8 protein-coding genes and 1 pseudogene are annotated in these 12,112 nt (G+C 54.0%); all 9 read left to right on the top strand.

What is annotated here, in order from left to right:
• The first annotated feature begins 6 nt into the window (after positions 1 to 6).
• Positions 7 to 1,017, top strand: a complete 1,011-nt coding sequence (locus SBI19_RS23650; RefSeq protein ID WP_317971988.1) for a carbohydrate ABC transporter permease — start codon at positions 7 to 9, stop codon at positions 1,015 to 1,017.
• Between the two features lie 194 nt (positions 1,018 to 1,211).
• Complete coding sequence (locus SBI19_RS23645) at positions 1,212 to 2,546, top strand: LLM class flavin-dependent oxidoreductase (protein ID WP_317971987.1); 1,335 nt, start codon at positions 1,212 to 1,214, stop codon at positions 2,544 to 2,546.
• Complete coding sequence (locus tag SBI19_RS23640; RefSeq protein WP_317971986.1) at positions 2,546 to 3,862, top strand: LLM class flavin-dependent oxidoreductase; 1,317 nt, start codon at positions 2,546 to 2,548, stop codon at positions 3,860 to 3,862. The genes SBI19_RS23645 and SBI19_RS23640 overlap by 1 nt, the downstream gene beginning before the upstream one ends.
• Before the next feature lie 25 nt (positions 3,863 to 3,887).
• Positions 3,888 to 5,285 (top strand): ABC transporter substrate-binding protein, encoded by a 1,398-nt coding sequence (locus SBI19_RS23635; protein WP_317971985.1) that lies wholly within the window; start codon positions 3,888 to 3,890, stop codon positions 5,283 to 5,285.
• Between the two features lie 56 nt (positions 5,286 to 5,341).
• Positions 5,342 to 6,477 (top strand): annotated as a pseudogene (locus tag SBI19_RS23630) (NtaA/DmoA family FMN-dependent monooxygenase).
• 44 nt (positions 6,478 to 6,521) lie between these two features.
• Positions 6,522 to 7,946: an ABC transporter substrate-binding protein gene (locus SBI19_RS23625; RefSeq protein WP_317971984.1), complete on the top strand. Its 1,425-nt coding sequence runs from the start codon at positions 6,522 to 6,524 to the stop codon at positions 7,944 to 7,946.
• Positions 7,947 to 8,027: 81 nt separating this feature from the next.
• A complete protein-coding gene (nfsA, locus tag SBI19_RS23620; RefSeq protein WP_317971983.1) occupies positions 8,028 to 8,783 on the top strand; it encodes an oxygen-insensitive NADPH nitroreductase in 756 nt (251 codons plus the stop codon).
• A gap of 12 nt (positions 8,784 to 8,795) precedes the next feature.
• Positions 8,796 to 10,220: an LLM class flavin-dependent oxidoreductase gene (locus SBI19_RS23615; protein WP_483312330.1), complete on the top strand. Its 1,425-nt coding sequence runs from the start codon at positions 8,796 to 8,798 to the stop codon at positions 10,218 to 10,220.
• Between the two features lie 741 nt (positions 10,221 to 10,961).
• Positions 10,962 to 11,924 carry an aldo/keto reductase family protein gene (locus tag SBI19_RS23610; protein ID WP_317972007.1) on the top strand — a complete coding sequence of 321 codons (963 nt, stop codon included), beginning with the start codon at positions 10,962 to 10,964 and terminating at the stop codon, positions 11,922 to 11,924.
• The last annotated feature ends 188 nt before the right edge of the window (positions 11,925 to 12,112 follow it).

Below are 12,112 nucleotides of genomic sequence, written 5' to 3'. Positions count from 1 at the left end.
AAGAAGATGGGTCTTATCGATAGAAGCGACGTACCGATTGAGCGGATGAACCGCGGTTTCAAGCTGCGCGGCAAACTGGATCTGCTGCGTGACCGTAATCTTCGCGGCAATCTGGAGCTTCTGCGTTACCGGGTGCTCGGCACCGAAATCGATAAAGGGCTGCTGTTCAAGGCAGCCGTCTATATCATTCTGATTAATGTGGCGTTCATCTACCTAAAGCCGATTTTGTATATGGTGACGACGATGGTGAAGGATGCGCGCAATATTCTCGATCCTTCCGTCATTTGGGTGCCGAAGTCGATTTATTGGGGGCATCTGAAGGAAGCGAGCGAGATGCTGCATTATGGGAAGAGCTTCTTGATCAGTCTATCGCTTGCTTCATCGGTGGCAGTTCTGCAAGTCATTTCATGCGCGATAGCGGGGTATGCATTCGCTAGGCTTGATTTTCCGTTCAAGAAGCTGTGGGGAGCGCTGCTGCTGTTCACGTTCATTATGCCGCCGCAAATTACGATCCTGCCGTCCATTATGCTGTTCAAGAGCTTCGGCTGGTTGAACACCTTCCTGCCGATGGTCGTGCCTGCGTTATTCGGTCATGGGCTGAAAGGCGCATTGTTCGTCATTATTTATCGATCGTTCTACTCAACGCTGCCGAAGGAGCTGGATGAAGCGGCACGGATGGATGGCGCGGGGCCGTTCCGGATGTTCTTCCGAGTCATGTTCCCGATCGCCCGCTCGGCAACGGTCGTAGTTGTGCTGTTCTCGTTCGTATGGAACTGGAACGACTTCTATTTCCCATCGCTCTACATGTTTACGGCAGAGCATGTGCCGCTGTCGATTACGCTTGCCCGGATGGCAGGCGAGATGAAGATTGCGGAGGGCGCAGGCGAATTAACGGTGTATGCGGAGTCGATCAAGATGGCGGCATCGTTCTTGATCATTATGCCGCTGCTCGTCATCTACCTGTTTGCGCAGCGATGGTTTGTTGAAGGGGTCGAAAGAACGGGGCTTGTGGAGTAGTTTATTTTTTTGTAAAAAATAGTCCGTTGTTGTTGTTGACAGTTTTGGACGATCTATGGTAGATTCATAACCAATACGATATATCGCATTAAGTTAATATGAATTGTCGGTATTAATCAACCGGATAGCCGGAGATTGCCTAAGGGGCATCTCCGGCTATTTTTTATTGGGCGAGAAGAAGAGGAGGGATCGCGATGAGTCAGCCTAATCGCAAGCTGCATCTGAATGCATTCTTGGCGGCATCCGGCCATCATGAAGCATCATGGCGGCACGCCGATACGCACCCAGAGCGGGGAGTGGACATTCAGCACTATATCGAATTGGCACGCATCGCCGAGCGCGGGCTGCTTGACTCGGTGTTTCTGGCGGACGGGTATTGGGCGCACTCCGGTGCTTTAGAGCCGTTCACGCTGCTGGCAGCGCTGGCCTCCGTCACTAAGCATATCGGCTTGATTGCAACCGTGGAGACGACGTACAACGAGCCGTTCCATGTCGCCCGCAAATTCGCTTCTCTTGACCATATCAGCAAAGGCAGGGCAGGGTGGAACATCGTGACGGGCGCTGGTCCAGCTGCAGCACACTTCAGCAAGGAACAGCATCCGGAGCATCACGAGCGTTATCAATCGGCTGAAGAGTTCGTGGAGATCGTCAAGCGGCTGTGGGACAGCTGGGAGGACGACGCCGTCCGCAACGATAAGGAGAGCGGCGTGCTGTACGACCATACGAAGATTCATACGATCGATTGGGAGAGCGAGCGGTACTCGGTGAAGGGGCCATTGAACATCGCCCGTCCGGTGCAGGGCTACCCAGTGCTCGTCCAAGCAGGCTCTTCGGAGACAGGGAAGGAATTCGCCGCACGGTTCGCTGAGGTGATCTTCACTGCCCAGTTGACGATAGAAGAGGCGCAGCAGTTCTACCGGGATGTTAAGGCCAGATTGCCCAAATACGCGAGAACAGCCGATCAGCTGCAAATTCTTCCGGGACTTAGCCCCATTCTAGCGGATTCGGAAGCCGAGGCGAAGGAGCTTGAGAACGAGCTGTGGCGGCTGATCGATCACGAGGGAGCCATCCGACGGCTGTCGTCGCGGCTCGGCGTCGATCTATCGAATCATCCGCTCGATGCGCCGCTTGAGGTTGAAGGGATTCAATCAACTGATGAAGTGAGCGGTATGAAGAGCCGGCACCAGTTGATCGTGGATCTCATCGATCGGGAGAAGCCGACGCTGCGACAGGTCATTAACAAGCTGGCCGGCGCCAGAGGGCACTTCACGTTCACAGGCACGCCGCTGCAGCTGGCCGATACGATCGAGAAGTGGTTTAAGACAGGTGCGGCGGACGGGTTCAACATTATGCCGCAGATTTATCCAAGCGGGCTGGAACGCTTCGTCGATCAGGTCATCCCAGAGCTGCAGAACCGCGGATTGTTCCGCACGGCATATGAAGACTCCACGCTGCGAGGCAATCTTGGGCTGGCGCGACCGGCCAATGTCCGAACTTCGAACAAATTGAATCAAGAGGTGGTTTTGTAATGAGTACATCGAATCGCAAAGTACATCTTAACGTGTTTCTGCGGGCAACGGGCCATCATGCAGGCGCATGGCGCCACCCAGACTCCCATCCAGAGTCGGAGCTCGATATTGAGTATCTCGCTAAGCTGGCCCAAATCGCGGAGCGAGGGAAGCTGGACTCGGTCTTTCTCGCAGATGGTTATGCGGGCGGCGGCAGCAAGCTGGAGCCATTCACATTGCTGTCGGCATTAGCGACGGTCACGAAGAATATCGGACTCATTGCGACGGTTGGTACGGTGTACAATGAGCCATTCCATGTGGCGCGTCAATTCGCTTCGCTCGATCATATCAGCGGCGGCAGAGCGGGCTGGAACATCGTAACCGGAGCGGGCTCCGCTGCCCATAACTTCAGCCGCGATGAGCATCCCGAGCATGCGCAACGCTACGAGACGGGCGAAGAATTCGTGGAAGTGGTGAAGCAGCTGTGGGACAGCTGGGAGGATGACGCGCTTCTGTACGATAAGCAAGGAGGCAAGCTCGTCGATTCGAACAAAGTGCACGAGATTAATTTCAAGGGCCATACGTATTCGGTCAAAGGTCCGCTCAACATTCCGCGTCCGCCGCAAGGTTACCCGGTGCTGGTCCAAGCAGGTTCTTCAGAGCAAGGCAAGGAACTGGCAGCGAAGACGGCGGAAGTCATTTTCACAGCACAGCAGACGTTTGATGCTGGCCGTGAATTTTACCGCGATGTGAAGGGGCGGCTTGCACGATATGGACGGACGGCGGATGAGCTCGTCATTCTGCCAGGACTTGCGCCAATCGTCGCTGACACCGAAGCGGAGGCACGGGACATCGAAGAGGAGCTGCACAGCTACGTCGATACGAAGCGGGCGCTCGAGAGCTTGTCCGAACGGTTCACGGTCAATCTGAACGATTATGATCTGGACGATCTCGTACCGCTCGACAAGGCGAAGCCTTCGGAGGAATTCAATGGCATCCGCAGCCGCCAAGAAGTCATTATCGATGCGGCCCGCCGCGAGAACTTCACGATTCGGCAGCTGCTTTACCGCAGCAACGGCGGACATGGCCATATCACGTTCACAGGATCGGTTCTCCAGACAGCTGATCTGATTGAGAAATGGTTTAACAATCATGCTGCCGACGGCTTCAATGTGCTGCCGCAGCTGTTCCCGACGGGGCTTGAGACGTTCGTCGATAAGGTCATTCCCGAGCTTCAGAACCGGGGCATATTCCGGACGGAGTATGAAGGTACGACGCTGCGTGAGAGCCTAGGTCTTCAGCGGCGGGCGAATGTCCGTCACTTATTAAGCAGTTAATTGAAGGTTCAGGAGTGGATGCCATATGAGGACAAAGATAAGCACATTGTTGGTCACCGTACTGTTCGCCGGTGTGTTGACGGCGTGCGGAGGTTCGAATAAAGATACGCCTGCTTCGGCAGGCACGGGGACGGATTCCAGCAGCACGTCAGCTTCGTCTGGCGATACAAGCGGCGGAACATCAGAGAAGGCGGATTACAAGAAGCTTGGCGACGAGCCGCTCAAGCTGACCTTCTACAGCACGGGAGCAACGTTCACGGACACTGAATTTAATACGCTGATCGCGGATCCGATCCATAAGAAATATCCGAATGTGACGATCGAGCGGATTACGCCGGCTGCGACGACGACGCCGGAAGAGGTGCTGTCGACGCACGTGCCGGATATTATTTTCGGCAGCGTTCAGCAGCGCGTCATCCGAACAGGCGTCTATCAGGATCTGCGCGAGCTGATTAAGAAGCATAACTTCGATCTGGATCGACTGAAGCCGATCGGCATCAACTACATCAAAGAAATTACGAAGGGTGAGGGAGATGCGATTCTCGCTCTGCCGTTCAACGTTAACCAGCACATTATGTACTACAACAAGGACATCTTCGATAAATTCGGCGTTCCGTATCCGACCGATAAGCAGCTGACGTGGGATGAAGCAGTTGAGCTTGGCGCAAAGCTGACGCGCACCGAGAACGGCGTCAATTACATCGGACTTGCCGTGGATAACCTGACGGGTCTGTCGAAGTCGCTCGGTCTGCCTTATTTGAATCGGGAGACAGGACAAGCTGCGCTTGATACGCCGGATTGGCTGCGCGTGTTCGAGCTGCAGAAGAAAATTTTCGAAACGCCGGGCTATATTACGCCGGATGGGACTTGGAACTGGACGCGCGATCACTTCATGAAGGATCAGAACATTGCGATGCGCGTATCTTGGCTCGCTAACATGGTCGGGCCTTTGGAGGAGCTGCGCCATCAGGGAGTTGAGTTCAACTGGGACATCGCGCCGGCGCCAACCTTCAGCGATCATCTCGGACAGACGAGGGAAGCGCAAATTCACGCCATTGCGATCAACAGCCAGAGCCCGCATAAGGACGAGGCATTCCAAGTTATCGCAGAGATTCTCTCGGATGAAGGACAGCGCATCATCGCAAGAAATGGCCGCGTTCCAGCCATTATTAATCCGGAGCTTGAGAAGGAATACGGAGCGGACATTCCAGTTCTGCAAGGCAAAACCGTTCAGAACGTCTTTATTGGCGAACCGCTTCAGGAGCACTTCATCCATCCTTACGAGTCGGAAATTACGAAACGTTTGACCGAAGCAGCAGAAGATCTGGCGATACACGGCCTGGATGTCAACTCTGCGATTCGTAAGGCGACCGATGCGATCAACAAGGATGTCGAGACGCTGAAGACGACAATCGGACAGTAAACTTCGTTCGCTGCGCAGGATGAGATGACGATTAAGGGCAAGGAGTGAAATGGGCAATGAGCAATAAACAGAGACAGTTGAATTTGAACGCTTTCCTGTTCGGGACCGGCCACCACGAGGCATCGTGGCGGCTTCCCGAAACATCGCCGGAGCGCAACCTCGACTTCGAACATGTGCTTCGAATTGTACAGACCGCCGAGCGCGGTGGAATATCGTCACTGGCTCAGGCTCGGCGGCGGAAAATTTCAGCCGGGAAGAGCACCCCGAGCATTCGCTTCGGTATGAAGAGGCCGATGAATTCGTCGAGGTTGCCAAGCAGCTGTGGGACAGTTGGGAGGATGATGCGGTGCTCAATGATAAAGCTTCCGGCAAGCGCATCGAACGCAGCAAGGTCCACAAGATTGATTACAAGGGTCAATATTACAGCGTCGAAGGACCGCTGAATATCGCCCGTCCTCCGCAAGGTTATCCAGTACTTGTGCAGGCGGGATCGTCTGAGAGCGGCCGAGAATTCGCAGCGAAGACCGCAGAGGTAATCTTCACTGCGCATCAGAGCATCGGCAGCGCGCAAGCGTTCTACTCGGATGTGAAATCCAGGCTCGCCAAGTATGGAAGAACGCCGGATCAGCTTAAGATTTTGCCAGGCATCAGCCCGATTCTTGCAGATACGGCGGAAGAAGCGAAGGAGATCGAGAATCAACTGTTTGAGTTCGTGAACAAGGATGGCGCCATTAAGCGGTTGTCCGAACGGCTCGGCATCGATCTATCGGAGTATCCGCTGGATAAGCCGCTGTCGCTGGAAGGCGTACGCCAGACCGATGAGGTGAACGGCAACAAGAGCCGCCATCAGCTCATTCTCGATCTGATCCAAGACGAGAATCTGACGCTGAAGCAGCTTGTGAATCGACTTGCTGGTGCACGGGGGCATTTCACCTTCACCGGAACGCCGCTTCAATTAGCGGATGTCATTGAGACTTGGTTCTTGAATGGCGCGGCGGACGGCTTCAATGTGATGCCGCAGATTTATCCGAGCGGGCTTGAAGTGTTTGTCGACAAGGTCATTCCAGAGCTGCAGAACCGCGGATTGTTCCGGACGACTTATGAAGGACGGACGCTGAGAGAGAACTTAGGATTGGCACGACCAGCGAATGAGCGATACAGGGCTCAAGCTGTGAATCAATCGATAGGTTAACCTTGCAATTACTGCAGTTACTACACTAGAGGAGAGATTTCATCGTGAAGAAGCTTACATTAAGTGCAATCGTATTGCTGCTCGTCATGCTGACGGCAGCATGCGGAAACGGCGGAGGTGATGGAAAGGGCAGCGAGAGTCAGAAGGATTCCAACACTGCTATTGCTGGCGCTGCCTCAACGGATAACGGCAAGACGGATGCAGCTGCGGCTGCAGAACCTGAGAAGACGGATTTCAAGAAGCTTGGCGACGAGCCGCTGACGCTGTCGTTCTACAGCACGAGCGGTACGTTCCCGGATACCGAGTTCAATACGCTTATTGCTGACCCGATTCATAAGAAGTATCCGAACGTAACGATCGAGCGCATTACGCCAGCGGCGGATACGACAGTGGAGGAGGTGCTGTCCACTCATACGCCGGACATTATCTATTCGTCTTCCACTACCCATCAGAAAGTCATTCGGACAGGCGCGTATGAGGATTTGCGCGATCTGATCAAGACCCATAACTTTGATGTGACTCGGATTAAGCCGCTCTTGTGGAATTACATCACGGAGATCACGAAAGGAAAAGGCGATCAGATCTATGCGATTCCGTTCAACTCCAATCAGCATGTGCTCTACTACAACAAAGATATCTTCGATAAATTCGGCGTTGAATATCCGACGGATGAGCAGCAGACATGGGATCAGATTCTGGAGATTGCCAAGAAGCTGACGCGTACCGAGAACGGCGTTCACTATATCGGCTTATCGGTCGACAACCTGACAGGTCTGGCTAAAGGTCTCGGTTTGCCTTATCTCGATCGCGAAACCGGTAATGCTGCGCTCGATACGCCGGAATGGCTTCGGATCTTCGAGCTGAACAAACAAATCTTCGAAATTCCGGGCTACGTAACCCCTGAGGGCACTTGGAACTGGGGCCGGGATCAATTCATGAAGGATCAGGTCGTTGCGATGCGTGTCACTTGGCTCGCGAACATGGTCGGACCGCTCGAAGAGCTGCGTCAGCAGGGCGTGGAGTTCAACTGGGACATTGCGCCGGCGCCTAACTTCGAGGATCAACTGGGCAAGACGCGGGAGGCGCAGGTTCATACGCTGTCCGTGAACAGCCAAAGCAAGCACAAGGACGAAGCTTTCGAAGTGATTGCCGAGATCTTGTCGGATGAAGGCCAGAGCATTCTTGCAAGAAACGGTCGCATTCCGGCGATTATTAAACCGGACTTGGAGAAGGAATACGGCCTCGACATTCCAGTGCTGCAAGGTAAGAAGGTTCAGAACGTGTTCATCGGAACACCGCTCCAGGAGCATTATTTCCACCCGTTCGAGACGGATATCTCGAGCAAACTGACCGATGCCGCAGAGGATCTGGCAGTCAATGGATTGGATGTCAACTCCGTCATACGCAAGACGTCTGACGCGATCAACAAAGACATTGAGACGCTGAAGACGACATTTGGCAGTCAATAACCGACGAGGAGCGGGCAGAGGAGACGTTGAGTTCAAGCGTCCCCTCGGTCTCGCTTACCCGTGTCCATAAGGAGAGTAACGATGAACGATACGATCGCATTATTGCAGCGTCACCGCTCGATTCGCAAATTCAAGGATATCGCAATTCCGGATGAACAGCTGAAGCAAATCGTCTTGTCCGGTCAAGCGGCCTCGACGTCTTCGAACATTCAAGCGTATAGCGTCATTGTGGTGAAGGATCCGGCTAAGAAACAGAAGCTGGCAGAGCTGTCCGGCAACCAGCAGCAAATCGTAGAAAGCCCGGTGTTCCTAATCTGGTGCGCGGACTTGAACAAAATCCAAACCGCAGTTCGACTGCACGAGGACGTGGAAGTGAAGCAAAATGTGGAGACGCTTTTGCTCGGTACGATCGATGCGACGCTTGCAGCTCAGAACGCAGCGGTGGCAGCCGAATCGCTTGGCTACGGCATTGTCTATATTGGCGGCATCCGCAACAATCCGCAGCAGGTGTCCGAATTGCTGGAGCTTCCGCAACTTGTGTATCCGGTGTTCGGATTGAGCATCGGCGTTCCGGATCAGGAGCCCGATATTCGCCCGCGTCAACCAATCGCGGCGGTATATCACGAGGAGACTTACCAGAATGAGCGAGTCGTCAGCGCCATTCGCGAATACGATGAGGTCACTCGCCATTACTATGCGACGCGCAAGGGCGGCGTCGGCAGAGGCGGCGATCAGGAGACCACTTGGTCGCGCGAAATGCTTCGCCGCTTCAATTCCAATCGGACGCGCGGACATCTGCGCGGGTTTCTGGAAGGCCAAGGCTTCGAACTGCAATAATCGACCATTCCAATGAAGAAAGATGAGGTGTCTCGCTTGAGTCATCAACAACAGGACAAGAAGGCGCATTTTAACGTATTTATGAGGGGCTCGGGGCATCATTCCGCCGCTTGGAAGCACCCGGATTCCAGTCCGAAGGAGGATCTGGATCTCGACTATTACGCGAATATCGCTCGTATTGCGGAACGCGGTTTGTTCGATTCGCTGTTCATGGCGGATAACTATTCCGGCTTAGGCCGGCGGCTGGAGCCGTTCACGCTGCTGTCTGCACTCGCGGCGCTGACGAAGCATGTTGGTTTCATCGCCACGGTGAGCACGACGTACAACGATCCGTATCATGTCGCTCGCAAATTCGCCTCGCTCGATCATATCAGTAAGGGCCGCGCGGCATGGAATATCGTGACCGGCCACTCGAAGGAAGATGCGGAGAACCTCAGCAGGCTTGAGCATCCCGATGTGGCGAAGCGATATGAGATCGGCGACGAGTTCGTTGAGGTGACGAAGCAGCTTTGGGACAGCTGGGAAGAGGATGCGCTCCTCTATGACCGGGATACCGGCGTTGCTCTGGATTCGAGCAAAGTACACGAGATCAAGTTCCAAGGTCAGTATTACAAGGTGAAGGGACCGCTGAACATTCCTCGGCCGCCGCAAGGTTATCCGGTGCTTGTCCAGGCAGGCTCGTCGGAGAATGGCAAGGAGCTGGCGGCGAAGACGGCTGAAGTTATTTTCACGGCTCAGCAGACGCTTGGCGCCGCGCAGGAATTTTACGCGGATGTGAAAGGTCGGCTATCGAAGTACGGTCGTACGCCGGATCAACTGCTCATCATGCCGGGCCTTAGCCCGATCGTCGCCGATACGGAGGCCGAAGCGAGAGACATCGAAGACGAGTTCAACGCGCTACTCAATCCGAAGCAGGCGCTGAGGCGATTGTCCAATTATTTCACCGTCGATCTGACCGAGTATTCGCTGGACGACCTCGTACCGGTCGATAAAGCGAAGCCGTATGGATCGATTACTTCGGGCATTACAAGCCGTCAAGAGGTTGTCGTGGATGCGGCGAAGCGGGATAACATGACGATTCGTCAATTCCTCGCTAGAAGTGCGGCTGCCCACGGCCACGTCTCATTCACCGGCTCTGTCATTCAGACGGCTGATTTTATTGAGAATTGGATTCGCAACAACGGCGCGGATGGATTCAACATTTTGCCGCATATTTACTACACAGGGCTGGAGACGTTCGTTGACAAAGTCGTGCCTGAGCTTCAGAACCGAGGATTGTTCCGTACGGCTTATGAGGGCACCACGCTTCGCGAGAACTTGGGACTCGCGCGTCCAGAGAACAAGAACCGCGCGATCTGGTCGCTGCGCAGACAGCTGGAGCAGGAACAAGCTCAACAGCAAGCGCAGGAGCCGCAGCAGCAGCAGAAGGCTCAGTAAGGTGAGTCGGAAACTCTCTGCTTCGACTCTAACGAACCGATGGAACGCTATTTGCAGCAAATCAGCTCTCAAGGACTCTAACGAACCCAGATGCGCTTATTTAATGGGTTTCCTCACATGCAGCCTGGATTATGACTAAATAGCGATTGTGTGGTCCATTACAGTTTCAATCGAGCAACAAAGCGGCAATTAGCGCGCCTGAGGTTCGTTAGGTACTGGTAGGTTGATAATCTCGAACAAGAGTTGTGCCCGATCAGGGCTCGTGACTCAAAGCACGGAGTAACTCAGAAGCACAATGATTCCCGATACCATCCCATTCTGGGGGGCCAGGGGGTGAAGCCCCGGGGCCCATCATGCAGAAGTGGTTTTGGTGGGATAGAACTCTTATGTAATCCTCTCTTTTGATCAGTCGTAACTCTCAGCAGAACTGGAAAGCGTGTCCCGCAGGGACGAAAGCGGGTATTTGCTCGCATGTTAGGTCTCGTCGAATTCGTCTGCAATTACTTGAACGTCCCTAGAGTACTCAAACGTAGAGCGTGTCCCAAGGGGACTAAAGCGGGCACACGCTCATCGGTGTATAGACCAGTCATCCCGGGGTCCCGGGGTTGGAAACACCGGGGGCCCTCCCTAGCAGGGAGGGTTTGGGTGGGTAGAATCCCGAGGGTTTGGGTGGGTAGAAATCTTGAGAATTTAGGTTGGTAGAAGCACGTAAATAACTTTCAGGAGGAATAATCGATGTCAATCCAATATCGCAAGTTAGGTGCAAGCGGTCTGAAAGTAAGTGAAATCAGCTTAGGCAGCTGGTTGACGTACGGCGGTTATGTGGAGCGCGAGAATGCGGTTCTATCGATCCGCAAAGCGTACGAGCTGGGCGTTAACTTCTTCGATACAGCCAATGTGTATGCCAAGGGTGAAGCGGAGCGCGTAGTTGGCGAGACGCTGCGAGACTTTTCACGTGAATCGTATGTGCTTGCAACCAAAGTGTACGGCAGAATCGGCGACGGCCCGAACGACCGCGGCTTGTCCCGCAAGCATGTAATCGAATCGGCTAATGCAAGCCTGCAGCGCTTGGGCCTGGATTATGTCGATGTGCTGTACAGCCATCGATTCGACGCGGAGACGCCGCTCGAAGAGACGCTGCGGGCGTTCGACGATCTGGTTCGTCAAGGCAAAGTGCTGTATATCGGCGTCAGCGAGTGGACGGCAGCTCAAATTACGGAGGCGTTCGCGATTGCGGATCAATATTTGCTCGATCGCATCGTCGTCAACCAGCCGATCTACAACCTGTTCGAGCGTTATATCGAGAAAGAGATCATTCCGCTCGGCGAGCGCAAAGGCTTCGGACAGGTTGTATTCTCGCCGCTGGCACAAGGATTGCTGACGGGCAAGTACTCGTCTAACGCACAGGTTCCGGCTGATTCCCGCGCCGCGAAGCACGACAACTTCAAAAACAAAATTACAGAAGAGAAGATAGCGAATGTGGAGCAGCTGCAGGCGATCGCGCGAGAGCTTGATATTTCGGTCGGCCAGCTGTCGCTCGCTTGGATTCTTAGACAGCCGAACGTATCGAGCGCGCTCGTCGGCGCAAGCCGTCCAGAGCAGGTAGAAGAGAATGTGAAGGCTTCGGGCATCGTGCTCGATGAGGGCACATTGAAACGGATTGCTGACATTATCGAGAACAATCCGGTGCCATCAAGAGCGTAATCCAGGAAGACGGTTACAAGTTGGCATACGGACAAGCTCCAGTAAACCGACCGTTTACTGGGGCTTGTTATGCGTCGATCGCAGTCTATCACTCGGTGAGGAATGATAGCGGTAAGGAAAAGTCTGCCACATATCGATATTGCAAGATAACGATATATCGCATAAAATAAAAACATAATCAATACGAT

The sequence above is a fragment of the Paenibacillus sp. CCS19 genome (genome assembly GCF_033239625.1).
Taxonomy (GTDB): Bacteria; Bacillota; Bacilli; order Paenibacillales; family Paenibacillaceae; genus Paenibacillus_T.
The sequence above is the reverse complement of the archived record's forward strand: the minus strand, read 5'-3'. Positions and strand labels throughout refer to the sequence as shown.